Origin of the sequence: Providencia sp. PROV267 (genome assembly GCF_028477825.1) — a bacterium.
Classification (GTDB): Bacteria; Pseudomonadota; Gammaproteobacteria; order Enterobacterales; family Enterobacteriaceae; genus Providencia; species Providencia stuartii.
On sequence record NZ_JAMPLX010000005.1, the window covers coordinates 45301 to 69498 of the forward strand.

The following is a 24198-nucleotide window of genomic DNA, read 5'->3' on the forward strand; positions in this document are numbered from 1 at the left end:
ATCAGGTCCTCTCTGTTTTACTCAGCCACATTTCATCCATTGCACCACCACGTATCTGCATTGGGTAAACATGTTCAGTTTCATCAACGTTAATATCCACAAAAACTAAGCGTTGGTTTTCATTCACTTCTACCAGTGCTTGTTTTAATTTTTCTTCGAGTTCATCGGGGGAATGAATCGAAATACCTACATGACCATAAGCTTCTGCAAGTTTGACGAAATCAGGAAGCGATTGCATATAAGATTGAGAATGGCGGCCTTGATAAATCATATCTTGCCACTGCTTAACCATCCCCAAAAACCCATTATTGAGATTCAACACAACCACCGGTAAACCATATTGCATTGCGGTCGACAGTTCTTGGATATTCATTTGAATACTGCCATCGCCAGTAACACAGATAACCGTAGATTGTGGATGTGCTAATTTAACCCCCAAAGCGGCAGGTAAACCAAAGCCCATGGTGCCTAAGCCCCCTGAATTAATCCAATGGCGAGGCTTATCAAATGGGTAATACAGTGCGGCAAACATTTGATGCTGCCCAACATCAGAAGTGACATACGCCTCACCATTTGTCAGGCGGTAAATGGTTTCAATCGCTTGCTGAGGTTTCACTTTTTGGCTATTGGTTTCATAACGGAGGCATTTTCTCTCTCGCCAAGTTTCAATCTCTTTCCACCATGTTTTTAATGCTTGGCTATTTTGTTTGGTGGAAACTTGATCGAGCTGACTCAACATTTGCTGAAGTGTCAGCTTAGCATCCCCTACGATCGGAATATCTGTATTAACGGTTTTAGAAATAGAGGTTGGGTCGACATCAATTTGGATCACGGTTGCATTCGGACAATATTTTTCAAGATTATTCGTTGTCCTATCATCAAAACGCACACCAACAGCAAAAATAACATCAGAATTATGCATCACCTTATTGGCTTCATATGTACCGTGCATACCAAGCATCCCAACTGACTGGTGATGGGTTTCTGGAAATGCCCCTAGCCCCATGAGTGTTGATACAACAGGCAGTTGCAGTTTTTCTGCTAATGCGATGATTTCAGCCGAACAATTTGCGTTGATTGCCCCTCCACCGATATAGAAAACAGGTTTCTGCGCCGCAATCAATTTTGTTAACGCTTTTTTAATCTGCCCTTTGTGCCCTTGAAGGGTTGGGTTATAAGAGCGTAAAGAAACCGCTTCAGGATAGCGGTAAGGGTATTTGTTTGCCGGATTAACCGTATCTTTAGGTAAGTCGATAACCACAGGACCTGGACGACCACTTGCAGCGATATAGAAGGCTTTCTTAATGGTTTCAGGTATGTCTTCGGCTTTTTTAATTAAAAAGCTGTGTTTTACAATTGGGCGAGATATTCCCACCATATCACACTCTTGGAATGCATCATTCCCAATCAAGGAGCTTGCTACTTGTCCTGATAAAACAACCAAAGGAACAGAGTCCATGTATGCCGTCGCAATCCCTGTAATTGCATTTGTCGCACCAGGACCCGAGGTCACTAAAATCACCCCGACTTCTCCTGTTGAGCGTGCATAACCATCCGCCATATGAACCGCGGCTTGTTCATGGCGAACGAGGATGTGATCAATACCGCCTACCGTATGAAGTGCATCATAGATATCTAAAACAGCACCACCTGGATACCCAAATACATGCTTTACACCTTGGTCAATCAAAGACTTGACGACCATTTCTGCTCCCGACAACATCTCCATGAGTTTGCCCCCAGACTATTTTTACAAGTTAACAGAGGTATGACAGTCCTCTACTATGTATTGTCATTTCTGCCGTAGTTATGACTGCTATTAACATATCGTTGTGTCTAAGGTGACGCAAACACCATTTATTAAGCAAACATGACAACTTTGAATATTATCTTTATCTACTCAGATTATTGGTTGAATTAACCAAGAAAAGGAAGAATGGTGGAAAATATCACTATAAAGCGATGAAAAAGAGTACAAAGAGAAGCCGGATATCATGCTATGTGTTATCCGGCTCTATTGAGGAATTATTCGCGGTACATTGATTCAATTTCAGAGTGATAACGCTCTGAAATAATTTTTCTACGCAGCTTTAAGGTTGGTGTGAGCTCCCCTTTTTCCATGGAAAAATTAGCCGGGAGTAACGTAAAACGCTTAACCTGATGGAAATTTTCGATATTTTTCTGTAGCTCTTTTAAGCGATTTTCAAACAGAGCCACAATATTCGAATCTTTTAATAGCTCTAATCGATCACGATATTTTAAATTGATCGAACGCGCATATTCTTCTAATGAATCATAACAAGGTACGATCAGCGCCGAAACGAATTTACGCGCATCCGCGATAACGGCGATATGCTCGATAAACCGGTCTTGGCCTAACACCCCTTCGATCATTTGTGGTGCAATATATTTCCCATTTGAGGTTTTCATTAAATCTTTTAAGCGGTCGGTAATATACAAATTACCTTGAGCATCGATTTCACCTGCATCCCCAGTTTTTAACCAGCCGTCAGGGGTAAATGCATCTTCTGTCTCTTTTTGGCGATGATAATAGCCTTTCATGACCACAGGCCCTTTTACCTGAATCTCATTATTATCGCCAATACGTACCTCAACCGATGACAACGGTGTGCCGATAGAGCCTAATGGGTATTCCCCCTCTTCCCAACATGACACCGTCGCACAAGTTTCTGTCATCCCATAACCATATTTGATGTTCACGCCTACTGCGAGAAAAAAGGCGATAACATCATCATCTAAACGAGCACCGGCGGCAGGCATAAAGCGAATACGTCCACCTAACAGTTGGCGTAGCTTTGTTAACACTAACCTGTCGGCTAAATTAAACAATGACTGATTCAGCGCATTTAGCTGCTTACCTTGTGCCAGCGCTTTAACCCTTTTATTGCCTTGTGCGATTGCCCATTTAAATAACAAACGACGCATAAGTGGTGCTTTAGCAACCTTACTTTGTACAGCGCTATACACTTTTTCATAAAAACGAGGCACCGCACACATCACGGTAGGTTTAACTTGTGTCAATGCATCCCTAACCGCATTAGTATCAGTGAGATAAACATTGCGAGCACCTGTATGCATGACATAGAAGCTCCAAGCGCGCTCAAAAACATGTGATAACGGTAGAAAACTTAATGAAACATCATCGATGTTTAACTTCAAACGCTGGTCATGAAGATAGAGCTGCGCCGCCATATTGTAATAATCCAACATGACCCCTTTAGGCTCCCCTGTCGTACCCGATGTATAGATGATGGTGAAAAGATCACTCAGATGGTGAGCCGCAATACGTTGATTTAGCTCGTCTTGGTATTCAGGCTCTGCTTGCGCGATAAAATTTGATAGGTGAACAGAAACCAGTTCTCCATCGACTAATTCAACATCCTCATTCAGCACCACGATAGTGGTTAATTGAGGACAGCGTGATTTTAGTTGGCATGCAACTTGGTATTGCTCTTGCTCACCAACAAATAGAATACGAATATTTGCATCATTAATAATATAAGCAGCTTGTTCAACACTGCTGGTCGCATATAAAGGTACAGTAACGGCTTTTAACTGTAAGACCGCAAGATCCACCAAAGCCCAATTCATACTGTTATGCGCAAATAACCCAATATTTTCTTGTACTTCAACATTGAGTGCCAAAAGGCGGCGAGCAATGGCAAAAGAGTGCTGTTCAACCTCTTTCCATGTTAGATCACTCTGTTGCCCATTATGCCATTGACTGAAAGCTATCCGAGTCGCTGAATCAGCGGCATTAAACCGGCTGTGCAAGCGATTGACCATATGGTATGGATATAGATTTTCAGTAATCAAAATGTTTTTCCTATAGTACATTTGTTAACTGAAGCCGCTCGGTAAACCCACGAAGCGCTTCACCAGTTAATTATTTCAGCTTACAAGTGTTAGCTGAATGATTTGAGTGTATAGGTGAAAGAGTGTCGTGAAAAGAGATATTATGTAAATATTTTGCAAATGTTAGTCAGGTAACATAACTCATCATAGAGTTTTACCATGATGAGTTAATCATAAACCGTGCAACTGCCGCGATTTCAGCGGATGATTAAGCCAATGCTACATAGGTAATTCAGTGATTAGTTGGCAAAATTGTGACTTCATCCATTGATGCCCTTTATCCCGAGCCGTTGATTCATGCCACGTTAAATAGCAAGGGCGCGTATTTTCTGCCCATGGCAAAGCGGCTGTTCGTAATTGAAGTTTATTTGCTGAGTTTTCAACAAGCCATTTTGGCACAATTGCCACTAAATCAGTTAAAGAAACGATATTTAAAACACTATTTAAATCCGTGCCCTGATAGCTAATTGTATGTGATAACTCTGTATTATGATAATAAGGCTTACTAAAGGACCCCATATTATCCATTGACATCACGGCATGCTTTTCATTAATTAATAATTCTTGCGTAACATTACCGTGAATTCGTGGATGATCATTGGCGACCACGACAACTAACTCATCATTAAATAAAACCTGATGTTGATATTCGCTTTTTTCGAATTGATTATAGCTTACCGAAAAATCTGTCTCTTGGTACTTTAATTTATGCTCAATGTTATTATCTAAGAAACAATGAATACGTACATTAATATTTGGTGATACTTGTTTGAATTTTTCAACGATAACGGCAGCTAAACGAATATCTAATGGAGAACAAATAGAAAGATTAAATACTCGCTCACTTAATTTAGGGTCAAAACCAGCCCCCGGTAACTCATTATGAACGAGTTGTAGAGCTTGCCTAACCGGCCCAAACAACTGTTTAGCGCGGGATGTCGGTTGTATACCGCGTCCATAGCGGACAAAAAGCTCATCATTGAACATTGATTTTAAACGGGATACAGCATTACTCACGGCAGGTTGAGACATGCCTAATACCTGTGCTGCCCTTGTTACGTTTTGCATCTGCATAACCACATCAAAAACGGTGAGTAAGTTGAGATCAACATTTCGCAAATTGATGTCATTATTCTCTTTTTTAGCTGGTGAAGCCGTATCAAAATCAGTCATTATGTACTCCAATAAAGATATTTATCATTTTTAATTAATGAAAATCATCTCCCCTTAAATAAATAAGGTTTTTATAAATTCATTAAATATTATTCTTCAAAAAACTTATCAATGATAAGCTATTTCGCGTTCCCTGCATTTATTAAAACGACGCTTCTATTATATTACCTATCATTTTAGCAACACAATATAGATACGATAATGAAACGAAGGTATTCATCGACATAATAAGTTTTATCAAATCATTTAAAACTATTATTGTTAGCATCAAAATAATAAAACAATTCTAAAAATAAATCATAATAAATATCATCAACAACCACGATACTATCCCATTATCAGATTAATTTTAAATAATTCATTTACTAAATAATTTATTTAATAAAAACTATAATTAAAATTTATTTTTATATCTCATGTTATCGTTTTCCCCCTCACAGAGCAGTTCAAAAAGCAACCAAACCATCAGTTTATGCTATGTTTCAGCCCAGCTCTTTCATAAAAAGAATTTTACCCCTAACTTATCGGTAAAATATAGGGAAAAACATCACTAAAAATATAGAAATTAGTCACAATCACCAAGTATTAGTGATGATTCATCATTCTCCAAAATTGACGAAAAAAACTAAAGTTGACAGCCAAGAAAAGATCACGTATCAATAAATACAGATTGATTAAAACCAAATTTAGAGACTGTGAAAATGACAACTTCTATCCGCCTACTAAGCCTACTACTACTCGCATCCAATGTGCGCGGTATGCTTATGGACGGAAGATAGGAAACTCACAGTCCAGAAACATAAAAACCCGCGCTAGCCGCGGGTTTTTTTATGCCTGCCGGCACCGCAAAAATATAACGACAAATTCTGTATAAGAGGAACACAACATGAGCGATCAAGTCATTATATTCGACACCACGTTACGTGATGGCGAGCAGGCATTACAGGCAAGTTTATCCGTTAAAGAAAAATTGCAAATCGCTTTTGCTTTAGAGCGCCTTGGGGTCGATATCATTGAAGCTGGTTTCCCCGTCTCTTCACCGGGAGACTTTGAGTCAGTACAAACTATCGCTCGTGAAATCAAAAACAGCCGTATTTGTGCATTAGCGCGATGCGTACAAAATGATATTGATGTGGCCGCTGAATCATTGAAAGTTGCCGAAGCATTCCGCATCCACATTTTTTTAGCGACATCAAATTTACACGTCGAAAAGAAATTGAATAAAACATTTGATGGGGTGATGGACATGGCTATCGACTCTATCAAACGCGCAAGACGTTATACTGATGATGTTGAGTTTTCTTGTGAAGATGCGGGCCGTACTGATATTGATAACTTATGCCGCATTGTTGAAGCAGCCATTAAAGCTGGCGCGACAACCATCAATATTCCAGATACTGTCGGTTACACAACCCCTTACCAATTCGGTGGGATCATCACCTCTTTATATGAAAAAGTACCAAATATTGATAAAGCCATCATTTCAGTTCACTGCCATGATGACTTAGGTATGTCTGTTGCCAACTCTATCACTGCCGTCCAAGCGGGGGCTCGCCAAGTTGAGGGAACGATTAATGGGTTAGGTGAACGCGCTGGTAATACCGCCTTAGAAGAAGTGATCATGGCGATTAAATTGCGCGAGCAAATGTTAAACGTCCATACCAACATCAATCACAAAGAGATTTATCGTACCAGCCAATTAGTTAGTCAATTATGCAACACCCCTATTCCAGCCAATAAAGCGGTTGTTGGTAGCAATGCCTTTGCTCACTCATCCGGTATTCACCAAGACGGTGTGCTGAAAAACCGTGAAACCTATGAAATCATGACACCGGAATCCATCGGCTTAAAAGCGATTCAATTGAACTTAACTTCCCGCTCTGGCCGTGCTGCGGTTAAACATCGTATGGAAGAAATGGGGTATCAAGAAGGGAAAGATTTCAACTTGGATGAGTTGTATACCGCCTTCTTAAGTTTAGCGGATAAAAAAGGCCAAGTGTTTGATTACGACTTGGAAGCTCTGGCCTTCTTCGCTAGTCAACAAGATGATACCGACCATTTTTCGATGGATTATTTCAGTACTCAGTCAGGCTCTAGCGTTGTCGCCACAGCTACCGTCAAAATGCGTTGCGGTGAAGAGGTTAAATCAGAAGCGGCAACAGGAAATGGCCCTGTCGATGCTATTTACCAAGCGATTAGCAATATCACCAATTACCCTATTAAATTGGTTTCTTATAAATTGTCAGCGAAAGGCCAAGGGGAAAATGCGTTAGGTCAAGTGGATATTGTCGTGGAATGTTTTAACCGCCGTTTCCACGGAATGGGCTTGGCAACGGATATCGTCGAATCGTCAGCCAAAGCAATGGTGCACGTATTGAATAGTATTTGGCGCTCTGAACAAGTTGAAAAAGAAAAACAAAAAATAAATCAAAAAGAATCACAATCCAATACAAAGGAAGCTGTATAACAATGTCTAAAAGCTATCATATTGCCGTATTGCCTGGAGATGGCATTGGCCCTGAAGTTATGGCCCAAGCCCATAAAGTGTTAGATGCGATCCGCCAGCGCTTTGCATTATCTATCACAACAAAAGAGTATGACGTTGGTGGTATTGCAATTGACCGCCATGGCAAACCGCTGCCAGAAGCAACAGTCGCGGGTTGCGAAAGTGCAGATGCCGTTCTGTTTGGCTCTGTTGGTGGCCCTAAATGGGAAAATTTGCCACCCGATAGTCAACCTGAGCGAGGCGCATTACTGCCATTACGCAAACACTTTAAATTATTTAGTAATCTACGTCCGGCTCGTTTGTACCAGGCATTAGAAGCATTTTGCCCATTAAGAGCTGATATTGCAGCACAAGGCTTTGATATTCTCTGTGTGCGTGAGTTGACTGGCGGTATCTATTTTGGTCAACCAAAAGGTCGTAAAGGCGAAGGTCAAGATGAATATGCTTTTGATACTGAGGTTTACCATCGCTATGAAATAGAGCGGATTGCTCGTATTGCATTTGAATCTGCGCGTAAACGTAACCATAAAGTGACGTCAATTGACAAAGCCAACGTATTACAAAGCTCTGTATTATGGCGTGAAGTCGTGAATCAAATCGCGAAAGAATACCCTGATGTGTCTGTTAGTCATATGTATATTGATAATGCGACGATGCAGATGATCAAAGCACCTTCTCAATTTGATGTCGTGCTGTGTTCAAACCTGTTTGGTGACATCATTTCAGATGAGTGCGCAATGATCACAGGTTCAATGGGAATGCTACCGTCAGCCAGTCTTAATGAAGAAGGCTTTGGCTTATATGAACCTGCTGGTGGCTCTGCCCCAGATATTGCAGGTAAAAATATCGCTAACCCAATCGCCCAAATTTTATCAGCCGCTATGTTATTACGATTCAGTTTGAATCAAAGTGATGCCGCTGATGCCATTGAAAGGGCTGTAAATAAAGCGTTAGAAAATGGTCACCGTACCGCTGACTTAGCGGGAGGGGGCAAATCAGTCAGTACCAGTGAAATGGGTGATATTATCGCCCGTTATATCGCCGAAGGGGTGTAACATGGCCAAAACTTTATATCAGAAATTATATGATGCTCACGTTGTGCGCGAAGTGGATAATGAGATCCCGCTTATCTATATCGATCGCCATCTGGTTCATGAAGTCACCTCACCTCAAGCATTTGATGGACTGAGAACGAAAAACCGTCCGTTGCACCAACCAAGCAAAACATTTGCAACGATGGATCATAACGTTTCCACTCAAACGAAAGATATCAACGCCTGCGGTGATATGGCACGCATTCAAATGCAAGAGTTGATGAAAAACTGCCAAGAATTTGGCGTTACTTTATATGATCTCAACCACCCTTATCAGGGGATTGTGCATGTTATGGGGCCTGAGCAAGGCATTACCTTGCCGGGAATGACTATTGTGTGTGGGGATTCACATACAGCAACACACGGTGCATTCGGTGCATTGGCGTTTGGTATCGGAACCTCTGAAGTTGAGCACGTCATGGCGACACAGACCCTGAAACAGGCTCGAGCCAAAACGATGAAAATTGAAGTTGTTGGTAAAGCACCTGTGGGGATCACCGCAAAAGATATCGTCTTGGCGATTATTGGTAAAACTGGTAGCGCGGGTGGCACAGGTTATATTGTTGAGTTTTGTGGTGAAGCCATTGAAAACCTCAGCATGGAAGGCCGTATGACAGTGTGTAATATGGCCATCGAATTAGGGGCGAAGGCCGGGATCATTGCACCAGATGAAACTACCTTTAATTATATGAAAGGTCGCCAATTTGCCCCTAAAGGCCAAGAGTGGGATGACGCCGTTGCTTACTGGAAAACATTAAAAACCGATGAAGGTGCACAATTCGATAAAATTGTCACCTTGCAAGCCAGCGAAATCGCACCGCAGGTCACTTGGGGAACGAACCCTGGTCAAGTGATTGCCATCAATGAACCGATCCCATCTCCGGACTCTTTTAGTGACCCAGTAGAACGCGCATCGGCAGAAAAAGCATTAGCTTATATGGGGTTAGAATCGGGCATTAAATTGTCTGACGTTAAGATTGATAAAGTGTTTATTGGTTCTTGCACTAACTCACGCATTGAGGATTTGCGTGCAGCCGCCGCTATCGCAAAAGGTAAAAAAGTGGCTTCAGGGGTACAGGCGATTGTTGTTCCAGGCTCTGGACCTGTTAAAGCCCAAGCTGAGCAAGAAGGATTAGATAAGATCTTTATTGATGCAGGTTTTGAATGGCGTTTACCTGGATGCTCCATGTGCCTTGCAATGAACAATGACCGCTTAAACCCCGGCGAACGTTGCGCATCGACCAGTAACCGTAACTTTGAAGGTCGCCAAGGCCGTGCTGGACGCACCCACTTAGTTAGCCCAGCAATGGCGGCAGCGGCAGCAATCAACGGGCATTTCGCGGATGTTCGCGATATCCAAATCTAAAGGAGATCATTCATGGAAAAATTTATCACCCATACTGGCATTGTTGCCCCTTTAGATGTAGCGAATGTCGATACTGATGCCATTATTCCAAAACAGTTTTTACAAAAAGTGACTCGCACAGGGTTCGGGCAACATCTGTTTCATGACTGGCGCTTTCTTGATGATGCAGGCCAACAGCCCAACCCTGATTTTGTGTTAAACAAACCCATTTTTAAGGGGGCGACGATTTTACTTGCGCGTGAAAACTTTGGTTGTGGCTCATCGAGAGAGCATGCTCCATGGGCTTTAACAGACTTTGGCATTCAAGTCGTCATCGCGCCGAGTTTTGCTGATATTTTTTATGGTAACTCTTTCAATAACCAGTTGTTACCGATTAAATTGAGCGAAGCAGAAGTCGACGAAATGTTTAACTATGTGAAGGGCAATGAAGGCTGCCAATTCACTGTTGATTTAGAAAAGCAAACGGTCAAGGCGGGTGAAAAGACTTATCGATTTGATATTGATGGCTTCCGCCGCCACTGCATGATGAACGGCCTTGATAGCATTGGCTTAACGCTGCAACATGCTGATCAAATCCGTCAATATGAGCAAAATATCCCTTCATTTATGCGTTAAGAGCAAAAACGCTGCCCCAAACGCCTGCCAATCGCAGGCGTTTTTTATTGTAAAATAGTGAATAAATTTACCATAGAGGGTTAATCTCTTTTAAAATTATCCCTATTATTAGGTATAATCATTAAAAAATTGCCATCAAAATAAAGGTAATAAAAAAGCCGATAATGATGCTATCGGCTGGTAAATTACCATTACTCAATAATTCGGGGAGTCAGTCTGTCAACTAACAGACCAAACGAGCTACATACTGGTATCTATTATCAACGGATATTAGGAAATAAAAATTGATACAATCGCCAGCGGAGTTCCTCTTTTATGACCAGTTCTCGTTTACAAACACAATTTGTTCGTCTGTGGCAACATTTTCAGGGGCAAGACAGTGAAACCACATTGCAGCATATTGCAGATACCCTGTTTTGTTCTCGACGCCATGTACGTACCTTGCTCAATAGTATGCAGTCTCATGGATGGCTTAGTTGGCAAGCCGAAGCGGGTAGAGGAAAGCGTTCTACCCTTCTGTTTCATGTTAATGGATTAGAGCTACAGCAAGCCCAAGCAGAGCGCCTATTAAAAGAAGAGAGCATAGAAAAATTGGTTGCCTTAGTCGGCGATAAAGAAACTATTCGCCAAATGGTGCTCTCCGAATTAGAAAGAAGCTATCGGCAAGGTAAAAATTTATTACGTATTATCTACTATCGAGACTTCCCCAATTTATTACCGGGAACACCTATGCGGCGTTCAGAAATTCATTTAATGAGCCAAATATTTAATGGCTTAACCCATATAAATGAGGAAAAAGGGGAAGTTGAAAATGGTATCGCACATCATTGGCAGGCGATAAGTGATACTGAATGGCGCTTTTATTTAAGGCCTAGCATCTACTTTCATCATGGTAGAGAAATGTTAGTCGATGACATCATCAGTTCGCTTATGCGTTTACGACATTGTTGGCCTCTGTTTTCACACATCCAATCGGTTACCTCTCCTCTCCCTAATGTCATCGATATTCAATTAAGTGAAGTGGATAAACAACTCCCTTTGCTACTTGGTAGCCCCCATGCAGCAATTATTCCTAAAGAGTGGGAGTCCATTGATAATTTTGACAAAATGCCAATTGGTACCGGCCCTTTTTTCGTTGAGAAAAACCTGCCTCAAAAACTCACTATTACCGCATTTGATCGCTATTTTGGTTATCGAGCACTCCTTGATGAAGTGACCATTTGGGTGGTGCCTGAACTATCTGAGCAGATGGTCTGTACCACGTTGAAAATGGACAGCGATAATAAACCTAATGATTCATTAGAAAGCAGAATGGAAGAAGGATGCTACTTTTTATTAATGGATCAACGCTCTGAGCTTTCCAGACGTAGCGATATACGTAAATGGCTGTGTAGTTTTTTAACACCAATCAATTTATTAGCTCACTGTGAATCCTTCTATCAGCGGCATTGGGCGCCTGCTTACGGATTATTGCTACATTGGCATCATAGCCGAATGCTCACACAGTTACCTAAGCCTGCTGATTTAACGGAACTCACCGTCACTTTCTATCATCAACACCATGAATTTTATTCTATTAGCCAAATCATGAAACGTGTGTTGAAAACTCAAGGCGTTGATCTAAAAATCAACATTGTTGATTATCCTGAGTGGTTTAATGGCACTGTCGAGAGCGATATTTGGCTTGCTACCGCTAACTTCTTTAAACCGCTCGAATTTTCTATTTTTGCCACCTTGTATGAAATGCCACTATTGCGCAAATGTTTAGGCTCTACGCTCTCTGAGGCGTTATCAAAATGGCGTCGGCAGGAGCTGCATGTCGAATCTTGGTGTGAAAGCCTCATTGACACACAAATTTTTCACCCTATTTTTCACCATTGGCTAGAGTTGCAAGGCCAAAAAACCATGCGCGGAGCACGCATGAATACCTTTGGTTGGTTTGATTTTAAATCTGCATGGTTTCAACCTACTGAGGATAATACACAGAAATCATAAAAGTTATAAACACTGAGAGTGAATAATAAGGATGTTATTCACTTTTTCTGTGGATATCCATGTGAACAACCCGCTAGTAATCAGGGTATATCCCTTCCCCTGTTTTTTAACAGAAAACAAGAAAACTAATTAACTTCATTAAAAACAATAGGATGAATCAATCACCCTCTCTTTATACACAGTTTATCTTTTCGACTTTATGCTTTAGGAGTTCAAATGCGCAAAGATCAATCAATGTATGATTTATCCACAAGTAATGTGCTTAACTTGCCCAATTTATGTGATTAAGTTCAAAAAACCACGTAAGTCAAGCCTGTAAATACACACAGTAATTAAAGTTTTTCACAGTTATCCAATAATTCTGTGGATAACCTAGTGAATGATCCTGTGATTATTATGGGATGAACATGAATAACCTATTTTTCTTTGAGGATTATTTTTTAATAGACTGAATTATTTCCTTATATATCAGCAAATTAAATATCTCTTATAAAAAGTGATATACTATTGCTACCCTGTGAATTTTTTCTGGTTACTATTTAATCGTATTATGCCATTTATACCACCATCCCCTCCTGAAAATGAGTCCGTTTTAATGGCTAGGGCACAAGCTCTCGCAGGCTATACTCTTGGTGAATTAGCGGCATACGCTGGCTTACCTATGCCGCCCGATCTTAAACGTGACAAAGGCTGGGTGGGTATGCTGTTAGAATATTTTTTAGGAGCTACCGCTGGCAGTAAACCCGAACAAGATTTCGCCAATATTGGTGTCGAACTAAAAACCATCCCTATTGACCGAAATGGAATGCCCCTTGAAACCACATTTGTGGCGGTCGCACCGCTCACAGGCAATAGTGGGTTAACATGGAAAAATAGCCATGTGTACCGAAAACTCTCTCGTGTTTTATGGTTTCCAATTGAAGGCGAACGACAAATACCACTCGCTCAACGTCGTATCGCAAGCCCATTATTATGGAGCCCTTCTCCTTTGGAAGAGCAATTGCTGCGCCAAGACTGGGAAGAGTTGATGGATCTGATTGTGTTAGGCAAAGTGGAAAGTATCACCGCTCGACATGGACAAGTCCTACAAATACGCCCTAAAGCGGCAAATAGCAAAGCACTAACAGAGGGTATTGGCGAATTTGGGCAAACAATCATGACGCTGCCGAGGGGTTTCTATCTGAAAAAAGACTTTACCGCCCCATTGCTTGCTCGACATTTTAAAATCGATTAATGGTTTTTCCTCCGTTAAAGTCGACCATTAACCCTGCAATACTCGCCTGCTCACACTGTTGTATCGTAACCGGTGCACCAACGACAAAAGCCGCTTGGATTAACTCCAACATTTTTTTGTTTAGCTCATGCTCAATGGTATTTAATACGGCGATTTGTTGCGTCGTTTTTTTGCCATCAACTAACGTTATTGTATAAAAAACACGTTGCTGATTAATCAGTTGCTCACCGAATGTCATTGCGGCAATTCTTTTTGGTATCCCTTTATAGGCTTCACATTGATTCGAAAAAATATTGATACCTTTTGGGCTCGCAGTCATCGCCATAACAGCGAATATAATAATGACTGCCCTAATAGTTTTCTTATACATGATGTTAATAATATTATGATTTAGCTTTAAGCTAACCTTAAAGCAAACCTTTTAGTACTTCATGCAAAAAGAGAGGTTGTTTTTATCAAATTAGATAATGAAACCCTTTTACCGAATCAGGGTTATTTGGTGGCTTGTTTCGCCGCGGCAATTGCCCCTTCTATGGCTTTCTTCGCTTGTGTACTATTTTTCCAGCAACTCGAGCCTGTTAAAGCAGCCCCAGCAATTAAAATGTCTTCATATGATGCTTCACTCAGTTGAGTTAATGTCGAAAATCCCATTTGTTCTAACCGACTTATAACTGTTGGGCCAACACCTTTTACCGCCAGTAGGCACTGCTTATCCGCATCTGAAAACCCCATATCAGCTCCTTATTGAGAGAACAAATAATCTTTTTCGTAATTGGCTTTGCATTATACCTGACGATTATTTTATTATTCGTTTTATGGCTAGCATTATTAAGATTCAATCAAATATACCCTTGCCACTTTCACATTGATTGTGACCATCCCGTGCCCCAAAATAAGTTAGGACTCAGCAATGCAGACAAACACATTCACAAACACGCGCCAAGGTTCACTTCAATTGTCTGATGGCCGCAACTTAAGTTGGTATGAATCAGGCCCAAGAACGGGATTCCCTGTTATTTTTTGTACTGGCGCAGGTATGAGTGGAACGTTAGGCTTTGGCCTTGAGCAACTTGATCCACTTAATATCCGACTCATCGTACCTGAACGTGCTGGGCTAGGCGAATCGTCACAAGATCCACAAAAATCGCTTTCACGTTTTGCGGCAGATATTGACGCGTTATTGCAAGCTCAGCAAATTGAGCAATATTCTGTTATTGGCTTTTCTCAAGGTGCTGTATTTGCCATGGCATTAGCTTTCTATGGCACTCCTAACACTTTATCTATTGTTGCTGGGCAAGATCAATTTGACTATCCCGCGACAAGTGCTTTATTAAAAGCCGATATTATCAATATGCAAGAGCAAGCCAGAAATACACCTGATGCGCTATCTGATTGGTTACAGAAAAACGTGAGTGCACCTTGGTTACTGGCTTTTATACTCAATAGCAGCGCGACGGTTGATCAAAATGTTTACAATCAGCCCTCATTTTTGCAAGCCTATACTGACTGTATGAACCGAGCCTTTCTTCAAGGCAATTTAGGCTATGTGCAAGACTTATTGATCTCATTACAGCCTTGGCCTTTCCAGCCTGAAGAGATCCATTGCCCTGTTTCACTGTGGTATGGTGAGAAAGATGAAAGCACTGTTCATTCACCAGACTTTGGTAAAACCCTCGCAACGCGTTTCCCTAATTGCCAACATTTCGTGTTAGAAGATGATGGTGGTTCACTACTCTGGACACAAGCGGAGCGCATCTTAACCCATTTAGCTCCACAATAAAGGCGCCTTAAAAATATGTGGCTGAAATATCTAATTATCATAACTCAATTTCAGCCACTACAGGATAATGATCGGAATAATCAAAAAAGACTTTATTATTATAGTTATAACCAATTTTGCTTTTGATCACCCGTGTTTGCTGTTTAATTGAACGCATATTTTTGGCAAAAATATAATCCAAATGCCAACTTTGCCTAGTATCGGGATAAGCTTCTCTAATCACGTTATTGGTTGAAAAATCCCATGACGGTCGTGGATTAAAATGGTGAGGCTCTCCCCAACCAATAATATCTAATGCTTGCTCGTACTCTTCCGAACCATAATTAATATTTAAATCTCCCCCTAAGATTGTTATTTGACGATCTTCAGTGATTGAAGTTTCAGCCCAATTAATTAACTGAGTAAGTTGGGCTTTGCGATGGGATGAAGGTGAGGTCATTAGGCAGAAGTTGTCATCCGATTGCAGATGAGTTCCTATGACTTGAAGCATTTTACCTTCTATTTCAATAACGGCTCTCACTCCACCTTTAGCGCTGAAACGGTCAGCACCGCATCCTGCATCATCAAACAGTTGATATTCACGATAAACTATAGGATAACGGGAAACTATCGCGATCCCTGAATTGACCTGCTGAACCATATCCCATTCACCTTTTTTAGCATTCCAACAATGGTTTGAATCACAATAAGAGAGAACAGATTCATTATATTGTGCGGCAACCGGTGTGTGGTAAAAAAAGCCTAAACTCCTCATACCCGAAAAAAGCTTTTGTGCTGAATGAGTATTAAATACCTCTTGTAAAATAACGATATCAACATCATAGAATATATTATCTTTTATCATCGCATTAATGCGAGCATCTTGAGTGGATGCGCCAATACTAAAAAAAGGAATATGCAATAAATAGGTATTAAATGTCATCACTTTAATTTTATGTGGCATAGTTTTTCCTTATTCGTTTTCCATTAATAAATGTATAAATTTCTTTATCCTATCAATACTGTTTTATTGAAAACATTGAGTTCACAATGACGACAAGGAGTATGCTAAACGAGACTAACATGCCTGAACATATTATTAATTAATGCATTACCTAAAGATTTTTGATGGATGATAACAATAAATAAAATAGTTTTATCTACTGTTAATAAAGGTAGGAGAAATATAGTTTCTAATATAATAGCGAATTAATATTTAAATTGTGCCTTGGGCCTATTTTAACTAGCCAAGGCACAATGTTAATTTACAGAAAATGCTCTGCTTAATAAGTGGTTTGATTAACGGTAAACAATACCACCGTCAGTCAAGATCGACTGCCCTGTAATATAGTCTGAATCATCACTTGCTAAAAATGCGACTAAACCAGCAACATCATCTGGAGTTTGAGCACGTCCTAATGCAATGCCTTCAACATATTTTTTATAGGTTTCACCTTTTGGTGCACCTGTAATTTCAGCAAAACGCTCATCAATTTCAACCCACATGTCCGTACCTACAATACCAGGGCAATATGCGTTAACGGTAATGCCAGAACTTGCATACTCTTTAGCAGCGGCTTGGGTCAATGCACGTACAGCGAATTTTGTAGCGGAATAAACACCTAGCATTGCAAAGCCGTCATGCCCTGCAATGGAAGAAGCGTTAATAATTTTCCCTTTTTGTTTACGCTGCTGGAATTTTTCACTCGCCGCTTGAATTCCCCACATCACACCATCGACGTTAATCTTGAAAATCAGATCCATATCTTCTTGGCGTACATCAGCAATAGGCTTAACTTGTGCAATTCCTGCGTTATTGATCATTACATCAAAACCACCGAGTTCAGCTTCTGCATGTGCAACTGCGGCAAAAACTTCCTCACGCTTACTGACATCAGCAGCAAATGTTGTCGCTTTACGGCCTAATGCTTCAATTTCTTTAGCCACATCCGCTAATTTTTCTTTTTTCAGGTCGACAAGTGCAATATTGGCACCTTCTTTCGCTAAACGTAATGCGATACCACGACCAATACCTTGTGCTGCGCCAGTAACTAAAATGACTTTATTATTCAGTGCCATAAGCTTTCTCCCAATAAGGATAGTTAAATGAATGACTCTAACTGATTAATACGTTAGCAAGATTAACAATAAGTTACAAAATCATGATATTAGACTACAACTATGTTCTATAGAGATAAATATGACTGTAATTGAGTGATAATCACTCGCATTTATGAAAGAAATAACTTTTAAAAGGGAAATAGGTAACAAATCGAAGTGGAACTACTCACAAAGAGGTATAGCAAAAAGTGCTATTTCCTCATATTTGTTTAAATAACAATCTATTTTATTGAGAATAAATTAGGCTGCCTAGAAGGCAGCCTAAAAATCAGACAAACTATAGGTTATTTTTTAGATGCTTGTAAGTACAACATATCTAAAGCAATGGTTGCTGCGGCCAATGCAGTGATATCAGATTGATCATAAGCTGGTGCGACTTCAACTAAATCCATACCAACGATATTTAACGGTTGTAAACCACGCAACAGTTTTAATGCACGATCTGAGGTTAATCCACCAATGACAGGTGTTCCGGTTCCCGGCGCAAAAGCAGGATCTAAACAGTCAATATCGAAAGTGAGATAAACAGGCATATCACCCACAATAGATTTAATTTGTTCGATCATCTCATCAACACCGCGATCATTAACTTGTGCGGCATCAATGACTGTAAACCCGTTATCACTTTCATGCTCTGTACGAATACCAATTTGTACAGAACGAGTCGGATCAATTAACCCTTCTTTTGGTGCATGGTAGAACATAGTGCCGTGGTCATACTGGCTACCATTACCATAAGTGTCTGTGTGTGCATCAAAATGGACTAACGCCATTTTACCAAAATACTTTGCATGGGCGCGCAACAGAGGCAAAGTCACAAAATGGTCACCGCCAAATGTTAAGCAGCGCTTGCCCGCCTCCAGCAATTTTTCTGTATGTGCTTGTAGCTTATCGCACATGTCTTGTGCATCACCAAAAGCAAACACCACATCGCCACAATCCACAACATTTAAGCGCTCTGTTAGTTTAAAATTCCATGGCCAACGATGGCTTTCCCACGCTAAGTTGGTAGATACCTGACGAATAGCAGCAGGTCCATGACGGCTGCCCGCACGACCAGAAGTTGCCATATCAAACGGCACCCCCGTTATCACCCACTCAGCATCTGAGTTATAAGGTTGAAAGTTTAATGGGAAACGTAAAAAGCCAAATGCGTTAGAAACCAGTGAATTATCGACCTGATTACCTAATGTGCTATTAATCATCACTCTTCCTCTATCAGTATTTGTAATCTGCAAATACTTTTATTATTTAGACTCATAGGTGGCTCTACACCACCTGTGATTAGCTACCGTTTATTTATCGCCAATTATTCGTCTTCTAAATAAGTATAGCCATAAAGCCCATTCTCAAACTCATCAACGAAATCTTTTTGCAACTGCTCGCTCAACCCAGTGCCTTTAACTTGCTCTGTAAAGCTTTCAAGCAATACTTCTGGTACTAGCTTCACATATTGCAGCATATCAGCGACCGAATCGCCTTCTTCACTTTGCAGATAACGCACGTTGCCTTGGCTATCAACCCAAACATCGATTGCTGCTGTATCGCCAAATAGATTATGCATGTTACCTAGAATTTCCTGATAGGCCCCTATCATAAAGAAGCCGATCATGGGTGGGTTTTCAGGGTCGTATGCAGGCATTGGCATAGTTGTTTCAACACCGTCACCATCGACATAATGGTCAATAATACCATCCGAATCACAAGTGATATCCAATAATACCGCGCGACGGTCAAGAGGCTTATCAAGGCCTTCTATCGGTAAAACGGGGAACACCTGATCAATCCCCCAAGCATCTGGCAACGATTGGAATAACGAGAAATTCACATAGAACTTATCAGCCATCCGCTCTTGCAGCTCATCAATAATTGGACGATGAGCACGGTTACTGGGATCTAAGTCTTGTTGAATACGACGACAAATATTCAAATAAAGCTCCTCAGCCCACGCTCGCTGAGTCAGGTCGAGTACACCATGAGCATACTGCGTATGCGCTTCTTGTAAATCAAACTGACTATCATGGAGCCATTCACGTAACGAACGGCTATTACCTTGGTGCTGCATTGATTCCCAGGTTTCCCACAATGAAATCAATGAACGCGGTGCATCCTCATCGGGAGGAGATGTTTTGGTAAATTCATTTCGCTCCACCCCGATCACATTAGAAACTAAGACCGTATGATGTGCGGTCAATGCACGCCCTGATTCGGTGATCACCGTCGGATGTGGTAAATCAAACTCCTCACACGCATCACCAATCGCCCAAATCACATTATTCGCATATTCATTTAAACCATAGTTTACTGAACAATCTGATTGGGAGCGCGTTCCTTCGTAATCCACACCTAAGCCGCCACCCACATCAAAACATTGAATTTTTACGCCTAAACGGTGCAACTCAACATAAAAACGTGCAGATTCACGGACACCTGTCGCGATATCACGAATATTCGCCATTTGTGAACCAAGATGGAAATGCAGCAACTGTAAACTTTCTAGGCGACCTGCCTGACGTAAAATTTCAACAAGTTGTAAAACCTGTGTTGCCGCTAAACCAAATTTTGATTTCTCGCCACCACTTGCCTGCCATTTGCCTGACCCCTGCGACGCCAAACGAGCACGAACGCCTAAACGAGGTGTCACATTCAAGCTTTCCGCTTCTTTAAGAACAACCTCAATTTCAGACATTTTTTCGATAACAAGGTAAACCTTGTGACCTAATTTTTCCCCGATAAGCGCTAATCGAATATATTCACGATCTTTATAACCATTACAAACAATAACGGTACGAGTACGGCCGGCATTTGCTAGCACAGCCATCAATTCAGCCTTCGACCCTGCCTCTAGTCCAAGCGGTTCACCTGAATTGACTAATGATTCGATGACTCGACGCTGCTGGTTGACCTTAATCGGATAGACCAGAAAATAGTCGCCTGTATAGCCGTACGATTCACGAGCACGCCTAAATGCCGCATTAATTGAGCGCAAACGGTGCTGTAAGATTTGTGGGAAACAGAATAATGCGGGTAAACGCAAGTGCTCCTGCTCCTCTTTAACTTGATTAACAAGTTCGGCTAGATCAATAGACGTGTCTGGGTTATCAGGATTTGGGCAAACACAGACATTTCCGCGCTCATTCACCTGATAGTAACCACCGCCCCAATACGCGATGTTGTACGTCTGGCGCATTTTGCGAGCGATATTATCATTCATAACAAACTCCTTTATGGAGGGGTGAGTGACGCTTTCTCCGGCCAGACAGCGACCCGTCCTAAGACGTGGCTCTGCAAGGCAGTTATGTCGGGGAAACAGCTATTACTCGGATTAATTAAAGTGCTTAGAACATCTAAACGGTGACAAATACAACCATTTGGCTGACAGTTACTGACTGATAGCCAAGGGTGTACTAGGAAGATGATAGTAACTTCGAGAAGAAGTAAATAAAGACAGGAAAGTAAACGCCAAAAACACGCGGCGATCCGCATTTAGCTGCTGATTACTGTTATTCAGTAGATTATGGATCATTACCCATTAACCCCCAATATAACTGTTTAATCTTTATCAATAGCGAGAAAGATAAACACTCCTGATAGATAGCAGGCACATTGTACGCCTACTGGTATATAACGGAACATTTTTAACTAACCGTCACGGTCGCTGTTTATACATTGATTAGGCAGAAATTGCAAAACGTTATTGGCTTAATAGAAATAAAATTTGTAAGGCTCGTCTTTTTACTTATTGTTTTTCTGTCAAACGTAAAAACAGGTAGCACTTTTTTTGTTAAAACATTAAAATAGACGTCTAGATGTTAAAACATCCAATTACAATCAGCGAATTCTTAAGGTATTAATCTCATGGCTACACATCTCTTTACTTCTGAGTCTGTATCGGAAGGGCATCCTGATAAAATTGCCGATCAAATCTCTGATGCGGTTCTTGATGCGATTCTTGAGCAAGATCCAAAAGCTCGCGTTGCTTGCGAGACCTATGTCAAGACAGGTATGGTGATGGTCGGGGGAGAAATCACCACCAGTGCTTGGGTTGATATTGAAGAGATCACACGTAAAACCGTTCGCGAAATTGGTTATACCAGCTCTGACATGGGTTTTGATGCAAACTCGTGTGCGGTTTTAAGTGCGATTGGTAAACAATCACCTGATATCAACCAAGGTGTTGACCGCGCAGACCCATTAGAACAAGGGGCTGGCGACCAAGGTATTATGTTCGGTTATGCGACAAACGAAACTGACGTTCTGATGCCTGCACCAATTACTTATGCTCACCGTCTGGTACAGCGCCAAGCAGAAGTTCGTAAAAATGGCACTCTGCCATGGTTACGTCCAGATGCCAAAAGCCAAATCACTTTCCAATATGACAACAACGAAATTGTTGGCATTGATGCGGTTGTTTTATCCACACAGCACGCAGAAGATATTAAACAGCAAGATTTACATGAAGCTGTAATGGAAGAAATTATTAAACCTGTTCTTCCAGCAGAGTGGTTAATGCCAACAACAAAATATTTTATCAACCCAACAGGTCGCTTTGTTATCGGTGGACCAATGGGCGACTGTGGTTTAACTGGTCGTAAAATCATCGTTGATACCTATGGCGGCATGGCTCGTCACGGTGGCGGTGCATTCTCCGGTAAAGATCCTTCTAAAGTAGACCGTTCAGCGGCTTATGCTGCTCGCTATGTTGCCAAAAACATTGTTGCAGCCGGCTTAGCTGATCGCTGTGAAATCCAAGTCTCCTATGCAATTGGTGTTGCAGAGCCAACTTCAATCATGGTTGAAACATTTGGTACAGGTAAAGTTCCAGAAGCGCAACTGGTTCTGTTAGTGCGTGAATTCTTTGATTTACGCCCATACGGCTTGATTCAAATGCTGGATTTACTACATCCAATTTACCAACAAACGGCTTCTTACGGGCATTTCGGTCGTTCTCAATTCCCTTGGGAAAAAACAGACAAAGCCGCTATTTTACGTGAAGCTGCTGGCCTAAAATAATTAGCCAAACCAATAAGCCCCACACTGTGGGGTTTATTTCTTTATTCATCCTCTATCTTATTTCCTCGCTTAAATTCATTTTTAGAACTCCTTGAGCAAAAGTACAATTCTCCTAAACTAATTGGGCTAAAGAATATAATCATCACGTTTATGCCTTATCATACCTATAGAATAAGTATTGCCATGTAATAATTTTTATATTAGCAATGATTCGCACTTAGAAACGCATATCTCATATTTATTTCATTTCATAGTGGAAAGAGATAAATGGTTATAAAAACCAGTTAAAGGCGGTAGTGTCTATAGAGAAAACGTTTATTTACTATGGAATAATAAACGTAATGAAATCGTAGAAGAAGCCAACCCTAGATATATTAGGTATTTTTATAACTAGGGTAGCTCAGCGTCATCCAAGCCTACAATATGCAAGATATTATGTATGCTTTCTATTATACCGTAGATAAATTTTCAATAAAACTTGATGTATCAATCTTCTTTATTAATCGCTCTTTCCACCAAGAGAAATTACCACCTTGACTTGATGGATGCCAAGCTAGCCAAATAAATTGATCATCTTTAGGGATCTCTACCGGAACAATGACTAATTCTTGGTTCTTTAACTCTTTTTTAATATGTGAAGGACAAATAAACCCATACCCTATTCCTCGCTTAATTAAGACTAATTTACTTTCTAAATCGCAAACCAATATTTGCCTTCCTAATATGACTTCTTTTTCTCTATTAATTGATAGCTCATGGCTACTATCTGCAATTTCAACGTGGATATCGTTTATTAACTGATTTCTCGTTATTATCGTTTTTTGTGAAGCAAATGGATGTGATGGGGAAACACAAAGGGCAAAACTAAGTTTTCCTAGTAGCTGGGTTCTTACCTTTATGTTTTCAGGGATCCCCCCAAGAGCAATAATAAAATCTGCTCTATTTTCTTTTAATGCATCCCAAGCCCCTGTCATTGCTTCTCTTAGGATTGAAATATGAACATCACCATTTGCCTTAATATAATCACGAATATCTTGAACAAAGATATCTAGCGGTAGAAATTTTTCAACCACAATACGAATTTGGTTATCAAATGTTGGAATATTTCTCACTCTATTTTCGAGATCTTGCACTGCATTTAAGATCCATGCCCCCTCCTGTAATAAAAATTCCCCCTCCTTAGTTAAACGAATTACAGGTCCATTACGGTGAAAAAGCTTAACTTTCAATCGACTTTCTATATTTAATACTTGATAGGAAATCGCAGACGGTGTTTTATGCAATACATCTGCCGCTGTTGAAAAAGAACCTGTTTTTTTGATAGTGCTTATTATATTAATTGCATCCACGGATAATCTAGTCATATAAGCTCCTAATTAATTTAAATAGCTAATACAATGATTTCAGCGCATTAATATTTAGTCGACTTCATATATAGAACTATCA

The 24198-nt window shown here is 40.7% G+C and carries 18 protein-coding genes; 8 read left to right on the plus strand and 10 right to left on the minus strand.

Annotated features, from left to right (window positions below):
- Position 1: 1 nt before the first annotated feature.
- The 3 genes from ilvI to leuO form a co-directional block, all read right to left on the minus strand.
- Positions 2-1729 (minus strand): acetolactate synthase 3 large subunit, encoded by a 1728-nt coding sequence (gene ilvI, locus PR709_RS03465; protein WP_004921947.1) that lies wholly within the window; start codon positions 1727-1729, stop codon positions 2-4.
- Positions 1730-2025: 296 nt separating this feature from the next.
- Complete coding sequence (locus tag PR709_RS03470; protein WP_036943978.1) at positions 2026-3807, minus strand: AMP-dependent synthetase/ligase; 1782 nt, start codon at positions 3805-3807, stop codon at positions 2026-2028.
- A 288-nt stretch (positions 3808-4095) separates the two neighbouring features.
- The gene (gene leuO / locus PR709_RS03475; protein WP_004921954.1) at positions 4096-5049 is read right to left on the minus strand and encodes a transcriptional regulator LeuO; all 954 of its coding nucleotides are present in this window, start codon (positions 5047-5049) and stop codon (positions 4096-4098) included.
- A gap of 886 nt (positions 5050-5935) precedes the next feature.
- On the opposite strand from leuO, the gene leuA reads away from it, so the two are divergent.
- From leuA to mutH, 6 genes are all read left to right on the plus strand, one after another.
- Positions 5936-7516 carry a 2-isopropylmalate synthase gene (gene leuA / locus PR709_RS03480; RefSeq protein WP_004921957.1) on the plus strand — a complete coding sequence of 527 codons (1581 nt, stop codon included), beginning with the start codon at positions 5936-5938 and terminating at the stop codon, positions 7514-7516.
- Positions 7517-7518: 2 nt separating this feature from the next.
- A complete protein-coding gene (gene leuB / locus PR709_RS03485; RefSeq protein WP_004921959.1) occupies positions 7519-8610 on the plus strand; it encodes a 3-isopropylmalate dehydrogenase in 1092 nt (363 codons plus the stop codon).
- 1 nt (position 8611) lies between these two features.
- Positions 8612-10015: a 3-isopropylmalate dehydratase large subunit gene (leuC, locus tag PR709_RS03490; protein ID WP_004921962.1), complete on the plus strand. Its 1404-nt coding sequence runs from the start codon at positions 8612-8614 to the stop codon at positions 10013-10015.
- 12 nt (positions 10016-10027) lie between these two features.
- The gene (gene leuD / locus PR709_RS03495) at positions 10028-10630 is read left to right on the plus strand and encodes a 3-isopropylmalate dehydratase small subunit (RefSeq protein ID WP_272570719.1); all 603 of its coding nucleotides are present in this window, start codon (positions 10028-10030) and stop codon (positions 10628-10630) included.
- Between the two features lie 315 nt (positions 10631-10945).
- Complete coding sequence (gene sgrR / locus PR709_RS03500; RefSeq protein ID WP_014656422.1) at positions 10946-12625, plus strand: HTH-type transcriptional regulator SgrR; 1680 nt, start codon at positions 10946-10948, stop codon at positions 12623-12625.
- Positions 12626-13175: 550 nt separating this feature from the next.
- Positions 13176-13859 carry a DNA mismatch repair endonuclease MutH gene (mutH, locus tag PR709_RS03505; RefSeq protein WP_004921972.1) on the plus strand — a complete coding sequence of 228 codons (684 nt, stop codon included), beginning with the start codon at positions 13176-13178 and terminating at the stop codon, positions 13857-13859.
- On the opposite strand, the gene PR709_RS03510 is transcribed toward mutH, so the two are convergent.
- Together PR709_RS03510 and PR709_RS03515 are read right to left on the minus strand one after the other, a co-directional pair.
- Positions 13846-14178: a hypothetical protein gene (locus PR709_RS03510; protein ID WP_223854819.1), complete on the minus strand. Its 333-nt coding sequence runs from the start codon at positions 14176-14178 to the stop codon at positions 13846-13848. The two genes, mutH and PR709_RS03510, sit on opposite strands and share 14 nt — an antisense overlap.
- Positions 14179-14351: 173 nt before the next feature.
- Complete coding sequence (locus PR709_RS03515) at positions 14352-14591, minus strand: hypothetical protein (RefSeq protein WP_060560864.1); 240 nt, start codon at positions 14589-14591, stop codon at positions 14352-14354.
- A 178-nt stretch (positions 14592-14769) separates the two neighbouring features.
- On the opposite strand from PR709_RS03515, the gene PR709_RS03520 reads away from it, so the two are divergent.
- Complete coding sequence (locus tag PR709_RS03520; RefSeq protein WP_004921981.1) at positions 14770-15639, plus strand: alpha/beta fold hydrolase; 870 nt, start codon at positions 14770-14772, stop codon at positions 15637-15639.
- Positions 15640-15676: 37 nt separating this feature from the next.
- Here the strand turns inward: PR709_RS03520 and PR709_RS03525 are convergent, their stop codons facing one another.
- From PR709_RS03525 to speA, 4 genes are all read right to left on the minus strand, one after another.
- Positions 15677-16582 carry a sphingomyelin phosphodiesterase gene (locus PR709_RS03525; RefSeq protein WP_004921983.1) on the minus strand — a complete coding sequence of 302 codons (906 nt, stop codon included), beginning with the start codon at positions 16580-16582 and terminating at the stop codon, positions 15677-15679.
- A 335-nt stretch (positions 16583-16917) separates the two neighbouring features.
- Positions 16918-17697 (minus strand): acetoin reductase, encoded by a 780-nt coding sequence (locus PR709_RS03530; protein WP_004921987.1) that lies wholly within the window; start codon positions 17695-17697, stop codon positions 16918-16920.
- A 326-nt stretch (positions 17698-18023) separates the two neighbouring features.
- Positions 18024-18944: an agmatinase gene (gene speB, locus PR709_RS03535; protein ID WP_040133350.1), complete on the minus strand. Its 921-nt coding sequence runs from the start codon at positions 18942-18944 to the stop codon at positions 18024-18026.
- 104 nt (positions 18945-19048) lie between these two features.
- On the minus strand, positions 19049-20953 hold the full coding sequence (speA, locus tag PR709_RS03540) for a biosynthetic arginine decarboxylase (RefSeq protein ID WP_004921992.1): 1905 nt from the start codon (positions 20951-20953) through the stop codon (positions 19049-19051).
- A gap of 644 nt (positions 20954-21597) precedes the next feature.
- Here speA and metK point away from each other — a divergent pair.
- A complete protein-coding gene (gene metK / locus PR709_RS03545; protein ID WP_272570721.1) occupies positions 21598-22752 on the plus strand; it encodes a methionine adenosyltransferase in 1155 nt (384 codons plus the stop codon).
- A 449-nt stretch (positions 22753-23201) separates the two neighbouring features.
- Here the strand turns inward: metK and PR709_RS03550 are convergent, their stop codons facing one another.
- Positions 23202-24116, minus strand: a complete 915-nt coding sequence (locus PR709_RS03550; protein WP_004922001.1) for a LysR family transcriptional regulator — start codon at positions 24114-24116, stop codon at positions 23202-23204.
- Positions 24117-24198 lie beyond the last annotated feature (82 nt).